14 protein-coding genes are annotated in these 16652 nt (G+C 70.6%); 3 read left to right on the top strand and 11 right to left on the bottom strand.

Annotation, left to right across the window (positions count from 1 at the left end):
• Positions 1 to 13: 13 nt before the first annotated feature.
• From ACFW2Y_RS27445 to ACFW2Y_RS27420, 6 genes are all read right to left on the bottom strand, one after another.
• Positions 14 to 841 (bottom strand): shikimate dehydrogenase, encoded by an 828-nt coding sequence (locus tag ACFW2Y_RS27445; protein WP_384884578.1) that lies wholly within the window; start codon positions 839 to 841, stop codon positions 14 to 16.
• Positions 838 to 2598 carry an endolytic transglycosylase MltG gene (gene mltG, locus ACFW2Y_RS27440; RefSeq protein ID WP_384884576.1) on the bottom strand — a complete coding sequence of 587 codons (1761 nt, stop codon included), beginning with the start codon at positions 2596 to 2598 and terminating at the stop codon, positions 838 to 840. Before mltG ends, ACFW2Y_RS27445 begins: the two co-directional genes overlap by 4 nt.
• 102 nt (positions 2599 to 2700) lie before the next feature.
• Positions 2701 to 3165, bottom strand: coding sequence for a Holliday junction resolvase RuvX (gene ruvX, locus ACFW2Y_RS27435; RefSeq protein WP_356069196.1), 465 nt, complete (start codon positions 3163 to 3165; stop codon positions 2701 to 2703).
• Complete coding sequence (gene alaS / locus ACFW2Y_RS27430) at positions 3165 to 5834, bottom strand: alanine--tRNA ligase (protein WP_384884574.1); 2670 nt, start codon at positions 5832 to 5834, stop codon at positions 3165 to 3167. The genes ruvX and alaS overlap by 1 nt, the downstream gene beginning before the upstream one ends.
• On the bottom strand, positions 5834 to 6187 hold the full coding sequence (locus ACFW2Y_RS27425; protein ID WP_384884572.1) for a DUF6167 family protein: 354 nt from the start codon (positions 6185 to 6187) through the stop codon (positions 5834 to 5836). Before ACFW2Y_RS27425 ends, alaS begins: the two co-directional genes overlap by 1 nt.
• A 6-nt stretch (positions 6188 to 6193) precedes the next feature.
• A complete protein-coding gene (locus ACFW2Y_RS27420; protein WP_384884571.1) occupies positions 6194 to 6631 on the bottom strand; it encodes a DUF948 domain-containing protein in 438 nt (145 codons plus the stop codon).
• A gap of 158 nt (positions 6632 to 6789) precedes the next feature.
• Between ACFW2Y_RS27420 and ACFW2Y_RS27415 the strand changes: the two genes are divergently transcribed.
• The gene (locus ACFW2Y_RS27415) at positions 6790 to 8994 is read left to right on the top strand and encodes an ATP-binding protein (protein ID WP_384884569.1); all 2205 of its coding nucleotides are present in this window, start codon (positions 6790 to 6792) and stop codon (positions 8992 to 8994) included.
• A gap of 34 nt (positions 8995 to 9028) precedes the next feature.
• Here the strand turns inward: ACFW2Y_RS27415 and rpsD are convergent, their stop codons facing one another.
• From rpsD to ACFW2Y_RS27390, 5 genes are all read right to left on the bottom strand, one after another.
• Complete coding sequence (gene rpsD, locus ACFW2Y_RS27410) at positions 9029 to 9643, bottom strand: 30S ribosomal protein S4 (protein ID WP_384884567.1); 615 nt, start codon at positions 9641 to 9643, stop codon at positions 9029 to 9031.
• A gap of 426 nt (positions 9644 to 10069) precedes the next feature.
• A complete protein-coding gene (locus tag ACFW2Y_RS27405) occupies positions 10070 to 11422 on the bottom strand; it encodes a replication-associated recombination protein A (protein ID WP_384884580.1) in 1353 nt (450 codons plus the stop codon).
• Between the two features lie 43 nt (positions 11423 to 11465).
• Positions 11466 to 12092: a vitamin K epoxide reductase family protein gene (locus ACFW2Y_RS27400; protein WP_384884566.1), complete on the bottom strand. Its 627-nt coding sequence runs from the start codon at positions 12090 to 12092 to the stop codon at positions 11466 to 11468.
• 149 nt (positions 12093 to 12241) lie between these two features.
• A complete protein-coding gene (hisS, locus tag ACFW2Y_RS27395; protein WP_384884564.1) occupies positions 12242 to 13504 on the bottom strand; it encodes a histidine--tRNA ligase in 1263 nt (420 codons plus the stop codon).
• Positions 13505 to 13512: 8 nt separating this feature from the next.
• Complete coding sequence (locus tag ACFW2Y_RS27390; protein WP_384884562.1) at positions 13513 to 14220, bottom strand: MBL fold metallo-hydrolase; 708 nt, start codon at positions 14218 to 14220, stop codon at positions 13513 to 13515.
• Positions 14221 to 14375: 155 nt separating this feature from the next.
• Between ACFW2Y_RS27390 and ACFW2Y_RS27385 the strand changes: the two genes are divergently transcribed.
• Together ACFW2Y_RS27385 and ACFW2Y_RS27380 are read left to right on the top strand one after the other, a co-directional pair.
• Positions 14376 to 15179, top strand: coding sequence for a peptidylprolyl isomerase (locus tag ACFW2Y_RS27385; protein WP_384884560.1), 804 nt, complete (start codon positions 14376 to 14378; stop codon positions 15177 to 15179).
• Positions 15180 to 15376: 197 nt separating this feature from the next.
• Positions 15377 to 16606: a DUF349 domain-containing protein gene (locus ACFW2Y_RS27380; RefSeq protein ID WP_384884558.1), complete on the top strand. Its 1230-nt coding sequence runs from the start codon at positions 15377 to 15379 to the stop codon at positions 16604 to 16606.
• Positions 16607 to 16652: the final 46 nt, after the last annotated feature.

Raw genomic sequence — 16652 nt, 5'->3', positions numbered from 1 at the left:
GTGCTTGCGCGGCTCAGGACGGGGAGAGCGCGCTCTCCCCCGCCGCGCGCATCGCCGCGAGCGGGGCCTCGGGCGCCCCCGTCATCTGTTCGACCTGGAGGACGGCCTGGTGGACGAGGAGGTCGAGGCCGCCGACCACCCGGCCACCGCGCTCGGACCAGGCGGCGGCGAGCGGAGTGGGCCAGGGGTCGTACAGCACGTCGAAGAGGGTGCCGGCCCGGTCCGGTACGGCGGTCGCCAGCGCGTTCGTGGTGCCGGTCGGGGTGGTCGCGATGACCAGCGGCGCCTCGAAGGCCTCCGCGGCCCGTTCCCAGTCGACGGTGCGGACCTCCACGGCCAGTCGCTCGCCCCAACCGCGCATCTCCTCGGCCCGTGCCTCGCTCCGCACATAGGCGGTGACGGGGCCCGTGCAGATCCGGGCGAGGGCGGCGAGGGCTGAGGAGGCGGTCGCACCGGCCCCGAGGACGGCTGCCGACTCCACCTTCTCGACGCCCCGCTCCCGCAGGGCGGCGATCATGCCGGGGACGTCGGTGTTGTCGCCGACCCGGCGGCCGTCCTCCCGGAAGACGACCGTGTTGACGGCTTCCACGGAGGCCGCCGTGTCGCTGATCTCGTCGAGCAGGGGAATGATCGCGCGCTTGAGCGGCATGGTCAGGGAGAGCCCGGCCCAGCTGTCGTCCAGTGCGGCGACGAAGCCGGGCAGCGCGTCCTCGTCGACCTCGAAGCGCTCGTACGACCAGCCGTCGAGACCGAGCTCGGCGTACGCGGTCCGGTGCAGGACCGGGGAGAGCGAGTGGGCGATGGGCGAACCGAGGACGGCCGCGCGGTGCTGCTGGCTCACTGGCCCTGCTTCCGTTGCTTCTCGTACTCCGCGACGTTCCGGTTGTGCTCCTCGTTCGTCACGGAGAAGACGGTCTTGTTCTCGTTGATCGACACGAAGTAGTACCACGGACCGTCGGCGGGGTTCATCGCCGAGTTGAGGGCTTCGATGCCGGGGTTGCTGATGGGGCCGGGGGTGAGGCCCTTCACGTCGTAGGCGTAGGTGTTGTACGGGTCCTTGATCTTGCGCATGTCGTCGACGGTTCCGACGTCGAGGGTGCTGGTGCCCTTGAGGTAGTTCACCGTGGAGTCGAACTCCAGACGGCCCGCGGTCTGCGTGTTGCCCGGCTTGAGGCGGTTGTAGACCACCCGCGCGACCTTGTCGAAGTCGTGCTTGTACTTGCCCTCCACCTGCACGAGGCTCGCGACCGTCAGGACTTCCCACGGTCCCTGGAGGCCCAGCTCCTTCGCCTTCGCGTCCAGGTCGAGCTTGCCGTACTCCTGGTTCGCGCGGGCGACCATCTTGCGCAGGGCGTCCTCGGGCTTGCTGCCCTTGGCGACGGGGTAGCTCGCCGGGAAGAGGAAGCCTTCCAGGGGGTCCTTGACGTCCTTGTGGTTCTTGGCCCAATCGGGCAGGCCCAGGGAGTCCGCCTTCTCACGGGCGATGCTCTTGGTGGTGCCTTCCTTGAGGCCGAGGCGCTCGTCGAGCTGTGCGTACACCCAGGCGCTGCGCTTGCCCTCGGGGATGACGAGGTTGGCCTGGCTCGCCGGATCGAGCATCAGCGTGACCGCGCTGTCCGCCGACATCTCCTTCTTCAGCGTGTAGACGCCCGCCTGGATCGACAGGCCCTTGGGGTTGCGCTGCTGTGCCGAGACGAAGGCGTCGACGCTCTTGACCACGCCGGCCTTCTTGAGGATGTTGCCGATCTCGTAGCCGCCCGCGGCCTTCGGGATCTCGACCTGGACCTCACCGCTCCCGCTGCCCGCGAAGTCGGGGGCGGCACCGAACTCCCCCTGCCAGAACTGGTAGGCGAAGTAACCGGCACCGCCGACGCCTCCGGCCAGGACGAGCGCGACGACCAGGCAGGCCACGCCGTTCTTGCTCTTGCGCTTCTTCGTCTTGCTGCGGCGGTCGCCGTCACCGGAGCCGCGGCCCCGTCCCGGCTCCTCGTCGTACTCCTCGTCTTCCTCTTCCTCCGCGGCGAAGAAGCGTTGCTTCTCCTCGGGTTCCCGGTCCGGTTCCGCCGGGTTCACCGGTGCCTCCGGCGCCCAGTCGACGACCGGCTCCGGCGGGTCCTGACGGCGGCCGGGCGGTTGGGGCGGCGGGTACGCCTCCGGGGTGCCGTAGAGGTCGGGGTTCTGCCCGCCGTAGGGGTCGACCGGAGGCGCAGCGTACGCCATCGCGGCCTGCCCCGTCTCCCAGTTCCCGTCGTACTGCTGTCCGAGGTTCCCGGGCGTGTCATAGCCGCCCGGGTGCCCTGCGCCGTACTGCTGTTCCTGGTACTGCTGCTGGTACTGCTGCTGTTGGTACTGAGGATCGACGTAGCCCTGCGGCTGCTGCTGGTACTGCTGCTGCGGGTAGTGGCCGGGGTCGTGCCCCTGCTGGTAGTGACCGGGCTCCTGCCCCTGCCCGTACTGGTCCGCGTACCCCTGCTCACCGTGGCCGTACTGGCCGGGCTGCTGCGGGTACTGCTGCTGACCTTCCCACCCCTGGTCCCCGAAGAGCGGGTCCCCGGGGTGCCACGGTTCGGAGCCAGGGCCCCGGCCATACTCAGTCATCGATCCCCAAACAGCCGCGAGGCTTCCGGACGATCCGCCTCTACGTAGTGCGGCAAGCTGTTCGAACACCGCCGCATCGCGCGGAACGTTACCGTATCGCGATCAGATGACCACTTCGACGCCCTCACCGGGCGGATTACCTGATACCCGTTCGGACTCAAGAGCGTTCTGAAGGATGATCACAGCGGCGGCCTGATCGATGACGGACCGGCCCTTCTTCGACTTCACTCCGGACGCCCGCAGCCCTTGGGTCGCGGTGACCGTGGTCATCCGCTCGTCGACGAGCCGGACCGGCACCGGGGCGATGCCCTTCGCCATCTCGCGGGCGAAGGCGCGGACCTTGGTCGCGGCCGGCCCCTCCCGCCCGCTGAGCGAGCGGGGCAGGCCCACGACGACCTCGATCGGCTCGTACTCCTCGACGATCTGGCGCAACCGCCGATGGGCGGCCGGGACGTCACGCCCCGGCACGGTCTCCACCGGCGTGGCCAGGACCCCGTCGGGGTCGCACGAGGCGACCCCGATCCGGGCGTCCCCGACGTCGACGGCGAGTCGTCGTCCTCGTCGCATCAGGCCGTTTCCACAACCAGGCGCTCGACGGCGGCGATGGCGTCACCGACCGCCTCCGGGTTCTGGCCACCGCCCTGGGCGACGTCCGGCTTGCCGCCACCGCCGCCACCGAGCGTCTTGGCGGCCGTGCGGACCAGCTCACCGGCCTTGAGGCCCCGCTCGCGGGCGGCCTCGTTCGTGGCGATGACCGTGAGCGGCTTGCCGTTGACCGTGGTGAACAGGGCCACGACGGCCGGACGGCCACCGGAGATCCGGCCGCGCACGTCCAGCACCAGCTTGCGCAGGTCATCAGCGCCGGTGCCGTCCGGGACCTGGCCGGTGACGAGGGCGACACCGCGGACGTCCCGGGCGGAGTCGACGAGACCGGCGGCGGCCTGGAGGACCTTCTCCGCACGGAACTTCTCGATCTCCTTCTCGGCGTCCTTCAGCTTGCCGAGCATGGAGGAGATCTTCTCCGGCAGCTCCTCCGGACGCCCCTTGACCAGCTCCTGGAGCTGGGCGACGACCGTGTGCTCCTTGGCGAGGAAGTGGTACGCGTCGACACCGACGAGGGCCTCGATGCGGCGCACGCCGGAACCGATGGACGACTCGCCCAGCAGCTTCACCAGGCCCAGCTGGGCGGTGTTGTGGACGTGGGTGCCGCCGCACAGCTCCTTGGAGAAGTCGCCGATGGTGACGACGCGGACCTGCTCGCCGTACTTCTCGCCGAACTCGGCGATGGCGCCCTGGCGCTTGGCCTCGTCGATCGGCATGACCTCGGCGTGGACCTCCAGCTCGCGCCCGAGGACCTCGTTGATCTTCTGCTCGACGTCCATGAGGACCGTGCCGGGGACGGCGTTCGGCGAACCGAAGTCGAAGCGGAAGCGACCGGGCTGGTTCTCGGAACCGGCCTGGGCGGCCGTCGGACCGAGGGCGTCGCGCAGCGCCTGGTGCGTGAGGTGGGTGGCCGAGTGGGCACGGGCGATGGCCCGGCGTCGCGTGACGTCGATGGCGGCATAGGCGGTCGCACCGACGGTCACCTCGCCGACCTGCACGGAGCCCTTGTGCACCGACACGCCCGGCACCGGCTGCTGCACGTCGCGGACCTCGATGACCGCGCCGCTGTGCAGCTTGATGCGGCCCTGGTCGGCGATCTGGCCGCCGCCCTCGGCGTAGAACGGGGTGCGGTCGAGGACGACCTCGACCTCATCGCCCTCAGAGGCGGCCGGCGAGGGAACGCCGTTCACGAGGAGACCGACGATCGTGGTCTCGCCCTCGGTGTTGGTGTAACCGGTGAACTGGGTGGCACCGCTGTTGTCGGCGATCTCCCGGTACGCGGTGACGTCGGCGTGCCCGGTCTTCTTGGCCTTGGCATCGGCCTTGGCCCGGTCCCGCTGCTCCTTCATCAGGCGGCGGAAGCCGTCCTCGTCCACCGAGAGGCCCTGCTCCGCGGCCATCTCCAGGGTGAGGTCGATCGGGAAGCCCCAGGTGTCGTGGAGCAGGAACGCCTTGTCGCCGGCGAGGACGGTGCCGCCGGCGGCCTTGGTCTCGGTGACGGCGGTGTCGAGGATGTTGGTGCCGCCCTTGAGGGCCTTCAGGAAGGCGGCCTCTTCGGCGAGGGCGACCGTCTCGATGCGCTTGCGGTCGGTGACCAGTTCCGGGTACTGCTCGCCCATCGTGTTGATCACGGTGTCGACGAGGTCCTTGACGACCGGACCGGTGGCGCCGAGCAGGCGCATGTTGCGGACGGCACGGCGCATGATGCGGCGCAGCACGTAGCCGCGGCCCTCGTTGCCGGGGGTCACCCCGTCGCCGATGAGCATCACGGAGGTGCGCATGTGGTCGGCGACCACGCGGAGCGAAACGTCGCTGTCGTGGGCCTTGCCGTAGTCGACGCCGGTCAGCTCGGTGGCCTTGTCGATGACGACCTTGAGGGTGTCCGTCTCGTACATGTTCTGGACGCCCTGGAGGATCATCGCCAGGCGCTCCAGGCCGAGGCCCGTGTCGATGTTCTTCGACGGCAGCTCGCCCAGGATCGGGAAGTCCTCCTTGTCGGAGCCCTCACCTCGCTCGTACTGCATGAAGACGAGGTTCCAGATCTCCACGTACCGCTCGTCGTTGACGGCGGGACCGCCCTCGACGCCGAACTCGGGACCGCGGTCGTAGTTGATCTCGGAGCAGGGACCGCAGGGCCCCGGGACGCCCATCGACCAGTAGTTGTCCTTCTTGCCGAGGCGCTGGATCCGCTCGGCCGGGACGCCGACGACGTCGCGCCAGATCTGCTCGGCCTCGTCGTCCTCCTGGTAGACCGTGATCCAGAGCTTCTCCGGCTCAAGCCCGTAGCCGCCGTGCTCGACCGGGGTGGTCAGCAGCTCCCAGGCGAGCTTGATGGCGCCTTCCTTGAAGTAGTCGCCGAAGGAGAAGTTGCCGCACATCTGGAAGAACGTGCCGTGCCGGGTGGTCTTGCCGACCTCCTCGATGTCCGGCGTGCGCACGCACTTCTGCACGCTGGAGGCGCGCGTGAACGGCGGCTTGACCTCGCCCAGGAAGTAGGGCTTGAACGGCACCATGCCGGCCGGGACGAGCAGCAGAGTCGGGTCGTCCGCGATGAGCGACGCCGAAGGGACGACGGTGTGCCCGCGCTCCTCGAAGAAGCTCAGCCAGCGGCGGCGAATTTCAGCCGACTCCATCAGTGGTCCTCATTCCGGTTGAACGAACTCGTAGGCATCTTGGAAAACGAATGTGCGGTCGACCGCGCAGCGGGGCCGAGCACGCCCCTCCGGCGCGGCTCCGGCAGCTCCCGTCCCCGGTCATCGGGGGCGTCGAGGCCGAGCGCCTCGCCCAGTTCGGCCTCCCGCTGGACCATGCCCGCCCTCACGTCGAGGGCGAAGTCCTTGAGCCGGTGGCCGGTTTCGACTGCCTTGTCGGCCGCCTGGGCCGCGAGGCTCTCGGGGGTCAGCTGCTTCAGCTTGCGGTTGACCTTGGTGGTGGCCCACACACCGGCGGCGGCGCCGGCCGTGAACCAGAACGTGCGGCGGAACATCGCGGCTCAGCCCTTCTGCTTCCGTCGTCGCGCGGACGGCACGGTACGACCGACGATCACGGTACGACGGGTGGTGGCGCGCGGCGCGCCCTCGGCCTCCCGACCCCGCCCGAGCGCCCTGCGGACTCCGTAGCCGAAGGCGGCCACCTTGACGAGCGGACCGCCGAACGTGGACGCGACGGTGGTGGAGAGCGCGGAGGCGTTGGAGGTGACCTCCTGGACGTCCGTGGCGATGGCATCGACCCGGTCGAGCTGGGTCTGCGCCGAGCGCACGGTCGCGGATGCATCGGCCAGCAGGGGAACGGCCTGCTCGGTCACGTCCGCCACCAGCTTGGTGGTGGCCCTGAGCGTCTGTGCCAGTCTCGCCAACACCACGGCGAGGAAGGAGACGAGGATCGCCCAGAACACGGCCACCAGGATCCCGGCAACCTCTCCACCGGTCACTCTGCACCGCTCTCTGTTGTCGTGGGGCCATGTGAAAAGTCGTCCCCCGACCCTATCGCGCCCCGGCTGTCCCGCCGTACCGCATTACCGCTCGTGGGACGGGAGTTACGGGAAGTCGATTGTACGGAGCGCACGGGGGTGAGTACGCTCCGTGTCCCATGCGACGGAGCAATCTCCCGGCGGAGCTGAACCGGTTCGTCGGGCGGGCCACCGAGCAGGCGTCCCTGAAGGCGCTCCTCACGGCTTCCCGCCTGGTCACGGTCGTCGGCGTGGGCGGGGTCGGCAAGACACGGCTCGCGCTGCGGACCGCTGCGGAGACACGACAACGCTACGCCGATGGGGTGCGGCTCGCCGGATTGGCGTCGCTGCGCGACCCGGACCTGATCGGGCACGCCCTGGCGGAGGCGCTCGGGCTGACCGACCACACGCCGAGGCCCCCGCGAGAGGTGCTGGTCGAGCACCTCGCCGAGCGGCGGATGCTGCTGGTGGTCGACGGTTTCGAGCACCTGGTGGAGCACTGCGCGCCACTGGTCCGGGACCTTCTCGCCGGTGCCCCCGGGCTCACCGTGCTCGCGGTCGGCCGGCGTCCCCTGCGGGTCGCCGGCGAAGCGGTGTTCCCCCTGGCTCCGATGGACGAGGCGGACGCGGTGGCGCTCCTCGTCGAGCGGGCCGCGGAGGCGGGTGCGCCGGTGGTCCCGGACCCACCGGCACCCGGGGCGGGGGCGCCCCGGGGCCGGGATGCCCGACCGGACGGCGTGCGGGAGCTGTGCCGACGGCTCGACGGCATCCCCCTGGCCCTCGAACTGGCCGCCGGACGGCTCCCCCTGCTCTCCGTCGAGCAGGTGCTGCACCGCCTCGACGACCGTTTCCGCCTGCTGACGGACGGGGAACGCGGAGTGCTCCCCCGCCACCAGACGCTGCGCACCGCGATCGGCTGGAGTCACGAGCTGTGCACCCCGGAGGAGCGGCTGCTCTGGGCGCGGCTCTCGGTGTTCGCCGGCCCCTTCGACCTGGAGGCGGTGGAGTACGTGTGCGGGAGCGCGGAACTGCCGCCGGACCTGATCCTTGACCACCTCGGGGGGCTGCTCGCGCAGTCGCTGGTCTCGCGGGAGGACACCCCCGCAGGCCCCGCCTACCGGCTCTTGGACACGGTCGCCGCGTACGGGGCCGAGTGGCTGGCCGCGCTCGACGACACGGAACGGGTACGGCGACGACACCGCGACTGGTACGTGGGCCTCGCCACCTGGTGCGAGCTGGAGTGGTTCGGCCCGCACCAGACGGAAGTGGCGGCCCGGACGGACCTGGCCCTGCCCGATCTGCGGGCGGCCCTCGACCTGTGCCTCGAACTCCCGGAGGAGGCGCACCTCGCCCAGCACCTGGCTGGCACGCTCTGGTTCGCCTGGGTGGGCTGCGGACGCCTCGCGGAGGGGCGGCACTGGCTGGAGCGGTCGCTCGCCGCGGAATCCGGGCACGAGGAGGCACGGCTCAAGGCGCTGTGGGTGCTCGGGTACGTATCGGTGCTCCAGGGGAACGGCGCGGCGGCGGTGGCGGCGCTCCACGAGTGCCGGGAGCGCGCCAGGTCCTCCCGGAACGCGTTGGCGGAGGCCTATGCGACGCACCGCATGGGCTGCCTCGCGCTGCTCTCGGACGACCTGCCGCAGGCCGAGGAACTGTTCGAACGGGCGATCGACGCCTACCGGGACCTCGGCGAGCTGAACAGCAACGTGCTGATGGCGCGGGTCGAACTGGCGATGGCACGGGCCTTCCGGGGTGACCTGGAGGGGGCGGTCACGATCTGTCGGGAGGTGCGGGAGGCCTGCGAGGAACGCGGAGAACTGTGGACCCGGGCCTACGCGCTGTACGTCCTGGCGTATTCGGCGTGGAACCGGGACGCGTTCGGGGAGGCGCGGGAGCTGCTGACCGCGTGCGTCTCGATCAACCACGCCTTCCACGACCTGGTCGGTCTCGTGCTGGCGGTCGAACTGCTCGCGCTGGTGACGGCGAGCGAGGGGAACCCGGCGGAGGCGGCGGTCCTCCAGGGGGCCACGGTGCCGGTGTGGGACGCGGTCGGCATCAGGCTCTTCGGCTCGGTGGCCTTCGGCGGCCCCGGAGCACTGTGCGAGCGCCGGGCCACAGAGGCGATGGGAGCGGAAGCGTACGGCGTCGCGGTCCGGGAGGGACGGGCCCTCCCGCTGGACGCGGCCGTGGAACGGGCGCTCGCCGGGTGGCGGGAGCCCGGCCCCGAAGGCCAGGCGGAAGCATCTGCTCCGCGCCCGTTCCGCACGGCGCGGGCGACGGCGGCACCGGGAACACGGAAGCCCGCCGGCTCCCCCGCCGACGAGGGCGGGGAAGCGGCGGGCTGAGCACCGCGGGAGCGGTACTACTGCCGTGCTGGAATCAGCGGGCGTAGTACTCGACGACCAGCTGCTCGTCGCAGATGACCGGGATTTCCTTGCGGTTCGGGTCGCGGTCGAGGCGGAAGGCCAGGGCCTTCAGGTTGACCTGCAGGTAGCGCGGGGTCTCGCCGTCGGCGGCGAAGGCACCCTCGCGGGCCATCTCGAACAGCGGCTTGGTGCGGCTGCGCTCGCGGACCATCACGACGTCGTCGGGACGGACGCGGAACGACGGCTTGTCGACCTTGCCACCGTTGACCTGGATGTGGCCGTGCACGACCATCTGGCGGGCCTGGTAGATGGTGCGGGCGATGCCCGAACGCAGGACCAGGGCGTCGAGGCGACGCTCGAGCTCGACGACCAGCGCCTCGCCCGTCTTGCCCTCGGCCTTCTTGGCGCGGTCGTAGGCGCGCGCCATCTGGCGCTCGCTGATGTCGTACTGGGCGCGCAGGCGCTGCTTCTCCAGCAGACGGACCTTGTAGTCCGAGTTCTGCTTGCGGCCGCGGCCGTGCTCGCCCGGCGGGTAGGGGCGGGCCTCGAAGTACTTGACGGCCTTCGGGGTCAGCGCGATGCCGAGGGCACGCGACTTCTTGACCTTGGGACGGGACTGGTTCGGCATGAACCAACCTCTCTATCTGTACGAATACGGCTTCACCAGGGTTTAGGGAGGTCGCATCCGCAGCCGGGAAACCCGCCTGGTCCGTACGGGACGGACCTGCCGGGCAGCCGCTCCCAGGTCTGGGCACGTACGTGCAGCACGCGAACGACCCACCGCCGTTCCCGGGAACCGGGTGATGGTGGGTTGCACGCGACACCTTCGAAGGTGCGCGACGCTCCTGGACACCCCGCCCGAAGGTGGGGTCTCCGGCTGACTGTCCCGTTCTGGTGGTGCCGACCGGAGCCGGTCACGGGACGCAGCGATCCGGACCAGTGTACCGGGTCCGTGCACCACCACCGCACGGGGACCGGTGGGCGGGCCCCGGCCCGTGGGCGCGCGGGGAACCGGGTGCCGGGCGGGACCGGTCGCGCGGAGCGGGGGCCGGACCTACTCGGCGCCCTTCAGCCGCGCCCGCACCCTCTCCACCACGTCCGCGTAGCGCGCCTCCGCACCGTAGCGGGTGGGTGCGTAGTACTGGCGGCCGTGGATCGTGTCCGGGGCGTACTGCTGGGCCGCGATGCCGCCCGGTACGTCGTGCGGGTACACGTATCCCCGGGCGTGGCCCAGTTGCGCCGCCCCCTTGTAGTGGCCGTCCCGCAGGTGTGGGGGGACCGCGCCGGCGAGGCCGTTGCGCACGTCGGCGAGGGCGGCACCGATCGCGGTCGTCGCGGTGTTGGACTTCGGTGCCAGCGCCAGGGCGATGGTGGCGTGGCTCAGGGTGAGCGCCGCCTCCGGAAAACCGATCATGGCAACGGCCTGGGCGGCGGCGACCGCCAGCGGCAGGGCGTTCGGGTCGGCGAGGCCGATGTCCTCGCTCGCCGAGATCATCAACCGGCGGGCGATGAAGCGCGGGTCCTCCCCCGCCTCGATCATCCGCGCCAGATAGTGCAGGGCCGCGTCCACGTCCGAGCCTCGGATCGATTTGATGAGGGCGCTGGCCACGTCGTAGTGCTGGTCCCCGTCGCGGTCGTACGTCACGGCCGCGCGGTCGACGGTTTCCTCCACGGTCTGGAGGGTGATCTCCTCCTCCCCCTTGGCGATGGCGGCGCCGGCCGCGGCTTCCAGGGCGGTCAGGGCGCGCCGGGCGTCACCACCGGCGACCCGCAGGAGGTGGGACCGGGCCCCCTCCGAAAGGGACACGGCCCCGCCCAGCCCCCGTTCACCGGTGAGTGCGCGGTCCATCAAGCCCTTGAGGTCCTCGTCGGTGAGCGGCTCCAGGGTGAGGAGCAGGGAGCGGGAGAGCAGCGGGGAGATCACCGAGAAGTAGGGGTTCTCGGTGGTGGCGGCGATCAGCGTGACCCACCGGTTCTCCACGGCCGGCAGGAGCGAGTCCTGCTGGGCCTTGGAGAACCGGTGGATCTCGTCCAGGAAGAGGACGGTCTCCTTGCCGTAGCCGCCCGCCGCCCGCCGGGCGCCCTCGATGACGGCCCGGACCTCCTTGACGCCGGCGGTGATCGCGGACAGCTCCACGAAACGCTTGTTGGTGGCCTTCGACACGACGTAGGCGAGCGTGGTCTTCCCGATGCCGGGGGGACCCCAGAGGATCACCGAGGAAGCACCGGCGGGCCCGCCGCTCCCGTCCCCGACGAGTCTGCGCAGGGGCGAGCCGGGCTTCAGCAGGTGCTGCTGGCCGACCACCTCGTCCAGCGTGCGGGGACGCATCCGGACGGCCAGCGGGCTGCTGGCAGGGTCCTTCTCCTGGCGGTCTTCGGCTGCTGCGGTAAAGAGGTCGGGCTCCACGGTCATGAAGCCTAGGTCACCGCGCCGACAGTGCGGTGCGCCGTCAGCCGGTCCAGAAGTCCCACCAGCGGGTCAGGATCAGCATGCCGATGATCCCGATGTGGAGGACGGGCAGGATCCAGGTGAACTCGTCGAAGAAGGTCTTCAGACCGGCGGGAGCAGGGATCACGCCGTGGCGGACGTTGTGCGAGGTCACGTACCAGAACATGACGATGGTGGCGACCCACGCCAGGCAGCACCACAGGCAGAGCGCGTTGATCTCGTACAGCGACTGGTACATCAGCCAGGCGCAGAAGCCCACGCCGAAGAGGGTGCCGGCGTTGAGGCCGAGCCAGTACCAGCGACGGTAGCGGGCTCCGGCGAGCAGGCCCACGCCGATCGCGATCACCACGGAGTAGGCGACGAGGCCGAGCATGGGGTTGGGGAAGCCGAAGACCGAGGCCTGCTCGCTCTTCATGATGCTGCCGCAGGAGACGATCGGATTGAGGCTGCACCCCGGGGTGAAGTTGGGGTCCTCCAGGAGCTTGAACTTGTCGATGGTGATGACCCAGGCGGCGAGCAGTCCGGCCGCTCCGGTGACCACGAGCAGCCAGGAGAGGGCCCGGCTCGCCCCTATGGTGCCGCCGTCGTCCCGGCCGGGCGCCACCTCGTCCACCGCTGCCTTCGCCATGTCGCCTTTTCCCTCGCTCGATCGGCCTTGTGGGCACGGTCATTCTGCAACACCCGACACGGCTCCGGCCGTTCGCCCGGGATAAGGACGGGAACGCGGAGGGCCCAAACCACGTGCCGCGGTCCGGGCCCCTCCGTCCGTTCGGTGCGTCAGGCCAGCTTGGACCGCACCGCTTCCAGCAGACCGTCGAGGGTGATCGCCTGCTGCTCGCCGGATGCCATGTCCTTGAGCTGCACCACGCCCTCCGCGAGGTCGCGCTCGCCTGCGACGACGGCGAGGCGCGCACCCGAGCGGTTGGCGTCCTTCATGGCGCCCTTGAGGCCCTTGCCGCCGAAGGAGAAGTCGGCGGCGATGCCGGCCCGGCGGAGCTCGGTGACCTTGCCGAAGAGGAGGCGTCGCGCCTCGTCTCCGATGGCGACGGCGAAGACGCTGGTGGTGCCGGGGACGTCGAGCTCGACCCCTTCCGCCTCCAGGGCGAGGACCGTGCGGTCCACGCCGAGCGCCCAACCCACCGACGGCAGCGCGGGGCCGCCGATCATCTCGGAGAGGCCGTCGTAGCGACCGCCGCCGCCCACCGCGGACTGCGAGCCGAGGCCGTCGTGGACGAACTCGAAGGTGGTGCGGGTGTAGTAGTCGAGGCCGCGGACCAGCTTCGGGTCGTCCTCGAAGACGACGCCGGCCGCCGTGATCAGGGCGCGCACCTCCTCGTGGTACGCCTTGCAGCCGTCGCAGAGGTAGTCGCGCAGGAGCGGAGCGTCGGCCAGCTGCTTCTGCACGGCCTCGCGCTTGTCGTCGAGGACGCGGAGGGGGTTGATCTCCGCGCGGCGCAGGGTGTCCTCGTCGAGGTCGAGGCCGCGCAGGAAGGTCTGCAGGGCCTCCCGGTAGACGGGGCGGCACTCCTTGTCCCCGAGCGAGTTCAGCAGGATGCGGAAGTTCCGCAGGCCGAGCGAGCGGTACGCCTGGTCGGCCAGGATGATCAGCTCGGCGTCGAGCGCCGGGTCCTCGGCGCCGATCGCCTCGGCGCCGACCTGCGAGAAGTGGCGGTAGCGGCCCTTCTGCGGGCGCTCGTAGCGGTAGTACGAACCGGAGTACCAGAGCTTGACCGGAAGGTTGCCCTGCTTGTGCAGGTTCGCCTCCAGTGCGGCGCGCAACACGGACGCGGTGCCCTCCGGACGGAGGGCGAGCTTGTCGCCGCCCCTGGTCTCGAAGGCGTACATCTCCTTGCTGACGATGTCGGTGGACTCGCCGACGCCGCGGGCGAAGAGGCTCACGTCCTCGAAGCCGGGGGTCTCGACGTAGCCGTAGCCGGACTTCCTCAGCGGTGCGGAGATCGCCTCCCGCACCGCGAGGTACGTGGCGGAGTGCGGCGGGATCAGGTCGTACGTGCCCTTGGGGGCCTTGAAGGTGCTCACGAAAGTCGTCACATTCCTCGTCGGGGAGCTTCCGTGCTCCCGAGGCCGGCGGCCACCTGCCGCAGATAGGGGTTGGTGGCGCGCTCCTGGCCGATGGTCGTCTGGGGACCGTGTCCCGACAGCACCACGGTCGAGTTGTCGAGCGGCAGGCACACGCGGGCCAGCGACGCGAGCATCTCGTCCGTGTCACCGCCGGGAAGGTCGGTGCGTCCGACGGAGCCGGCGAACAACAGATCCCCGGAGAAGAACACGGAGGGGACCTCCGTGGTCTCGGGCATCCGGAAGGTCACCGACCCCTTGGTATGGCCGGGCGCATGGGCGACGGAGAACTCCAGACCGGCCAACTTCAGCTCGGCGCCGTCGGCGAGCTCCCGCACGTCGTCGGGCTCTCCCACGGTCAACTCGCCCATGAGGGGCATCCCGATGGACCGGCCGAGGGCCTTCTCCGGGTCGCTCATCATGTAGCGGTCGGACGGGTGGATCCATGCGGGGACGTCATGGGCCCCGCACACCGGCACGACGGAGGCGACGTGGTCGATGTGTCCGTGGGTGAGGACGACGGCGACGGGCTTGAGCCGATGCTTCTTCAGCGTCTCTTCGACTCCTTGGGCGGCCTGGTGGCCCGGGTCGATGATCACGCACTCCTCGCCTGCGGCGGGGGCGACCAGATAACAGTTGGTCCCCCAGGCCCCGGCGGGGAACCCGGCAATCAGCACGTTCGTCCTTAAGTTGTTGTCCGGCTCAGGGCGCGGAAATCACGGAATGCGGCAGATCAGAGCCTACCGGCGGTGCCGGTTCCACAGCCAACCCGTATACCGTACGGGCACATCCGGCCAGGACAGGAACAGACGAGCGACAAGGAGCGGACCCGGTGGTCAGCAGCGATCAGCGGCGGCGGCAGCTTGCCAGGGAGAAGTACGCGCGGCAGCAGCAGCGGCGGGAGGAGAACCAGCGCAGGGCGAAGCGCCGCAACACCGTCATCGCGGCCGCCCTCGCGGTGGTACTGGCCGCGGGCGGAGCCGTGTACGCCTCCGTGGCCCTGACGGACGACTCCTCGAAGGGCTCGGACAACGCGGGCGACGCCCCGACGAACACGCCCGAAGGCACGGAGCCGACGGCGAGCGCGTCGACGGGCACCGAGCCGAAGATGTCCGTGGACCAGAAGGCCGCGTACGCGATGGCCCTCAAGACGAACGAGGGCGACATCACGATCACCATGGACGCGGCGAAGACCCCGCACACGGTGAACTCCTTCAAGCACCTCGCCGACAAGAAGTACTTCGACGGGACCAAGTGCCACCGCCTCACCACCCAGAACATCTACGTGCTCCAGTGCGGCGACCCCCAGGGCGACGGCACCGGCGGCCCCGGCTACACGATCCCCGACGAGAACCTGGACGCCCTCGGCAAGGCGGGTGAGGACGGCTCGGTGACCTTCCCGGCCGGCACCGTCGCCATGGCCAACACCGGGCAGCCCGGCTCCGGGGGCTCCCAGTTCTTCCTGGTCTACAAGGACACCAAGCTGGCCCCGACCTTCACTCCCTTCGGGAAGCTGGACGCGTCCGGTCTCAAGGCGGTCCAGGCCGTGGCCGCGGCGGGCGTCGAGGGAGGCGCCACGGACGGCGCCCCGAAGAAGCCGGTCACCATCGAGAAGGCCACCGTCGTCAAGAAGTGAGCCCGCGCGTCCGCACGGGCGCGACTGCCGAATCTGGGTCGCGCTGAGTGCGGACAGCCGGGGCACGGTTCGCCTAGATTGGCGTAGTGCAGCGTGGGCCGTCGGCCGCGCTGCGATGGCGGGCGAGGCCCGCCGGGAAACTGTGGACGATGCCCGCGGGGTACGACCCCGCGACGGCATCATGGTGAGGAGGCGCTGTGAGCAGCGACCCGTGGGGCCGCGTCGACGAGACGGGCACCGTGTACGTGCGGACGGCCGAGGGCGAGAAGGTCGTCGGATCGTGGCAGGCCGGCACCCCTGAGGAGGCCCTGGCCTACTTCGAGCGCAAGTACGAGGGCTTGGTTGTCGAGATCGGCCTCCTCGAGAAGCGGGTGAGAACCACCGATCTCTCGGCGAAGGACGCCACCGCGGCGATCGAGCACATCCGGCAGCAGGTCGACGAGCACCACGCCGTGGGCGACCTGGCCGCGCTGGCCGCCCGGTTGGACAAGCTCGTCGAGAGCGTCGACGCGCGCCGCGAGGAGCGGAAGGCCCAGAAGGCCAAGCAGACCGACGAGGCGCGCGCCGCGAAGGAGGCGCTCGTCACGGAGGCCGAGGAACTGGCCCAGAGCGAGCAGTGGCGGGCCGCGGGCGAGCGACTGCGGGCGCTCGTCGACACCTGGAAGGGTCTCCCCCGGCTCGACCGCAAGTCCGACGACGAGCTGTGGCACCGCTTCTCGCACGCCCGATCGGCGTTCTCGAAGCGCCGCAAGGCGCACTTCGCGTCGCTGGACGCACAGCGCGAGGAAGCCCGCAAGGCGAAGGAGCGTCTGGTCGCCGAGGCGGAGTCGCTGTCGAACTCCACCGACTGGGGCAACACCGCGGCCCGCTACCGCGAGCTGATGACGGACTGGAAGGCGGCCGGCCGTGCCCAGCGCGAGCACGAGGACGACCTGTGGAACCGCTTCCGCGGCGCCCAGGACGTCTTCTTCGCGGCGCGCAGCGAGGTCTTCGCCGAGCGGGACGCCGAGCAGTCCGAGAACCTCAAGCTGAAGGAGGAACTCGCGACCGAGGCCGAGAAGCTGGTGCCCGTGACGGACCTGAAGGCGGCTCGTGCGGCCTTCCGCTCCCTCAACGAGCGCTGGGAGGCCATCGGCCACGTCCCGCGTGACGCCCGGCCCAAGGTCGAGGGCCGGATGCAGGCGGTGGAGCGGGCCATCCAGGAGGCCGAGGAGGCCGAGTGGCGCCGGACGAACCCGGAGGCGCGTGCGCGTGCCGCGGGCCTGACCGGGCAGCTGCAGGACGCGGTCGAGAAGCTGCGCAAGCAGATCGACACGGCCCGGGCGGCCGGCAACGACGCCAAGGCCGACAAGCTGGCGCGTGAGCTGGAGGGCCGCCAGGCCCTGCTCGACCAGGCGCTGAAGGGCCTGGAGGAGTTCGGCGGCTGAGCCGACGGTACGAGGAGGGGGCGGCCCCGGTACGGGAGTACCGGGG

Source organism: Streptomyces sp. NPDC058877 (genome assembly GCF_042742855.1).
Lineage (GTDB): Bacteria > Actinomycetota > Actinomycetes > Streptomycetales > Streptomycetaceae > Streptomyces.
The sequence above is the reverse complement of the archived record's forward strand: the minus strand, read 5'-3'. Positions and strand labels throughout refer to the sequence as shown.

What these genes read in the sequence shown, in the direction of transcription:
- ACFW2Y_RS27415 (WP_384884569.1), top strand. Translation starts at nt 6,790, where the DNA reads ATGCGACGGAGCAATCTCCCGGCGGAGCTGAACCGGTTCGTCGGGCGG.
- ruvX (WP_356069196.1), bottom strand. Translation starts at nt 3,165, where the DNA reads ATGCGACGAGGACGACGACTCGCCGTCGACGTCGGGGACGCCCGGATC.
- ACFW2Y_RS27400 (WP_384884566.1), bottom strand. Translation starts at nt 12,092, where the DNA reads ATGGCGAAGGCAGCGGTGGACGAGGTGGCGCCCGGCCGGGACGACGGC.
- rpsD (WP_384884567.1), bottom strand. Translation starts at nt 9,643, where the DNA reads ATGCCGAACCAGTCCCGTCCCAAGGTCAAGAAGTCGCGTGCCCTCGGC.
- alaS (WP_384884574.1), bottom strand. Translation starts at nt 5,834, where the DNA reads ATGGAGTCGGCTGAAATTCGCCGCCGCTGGCTGAGCTTCTTCGAGGAG.
- mltG (WP_384884576.1), bottom strand. Translation starts at nt 2,598, where the DNA reads ATGACTGAGTATGGCCGGGGCCCTGGCTCCGAACCGTGGCACCCCGGG.
- ACFW2Y_RS27425 (WP_384884572.1), bottom strand. Translation starts at nt 6,187, where the DNA reads ATGTTCCGCCGCACGTTCTGGTTCACGGCCGGCGCCGCCGCCGGTGTG.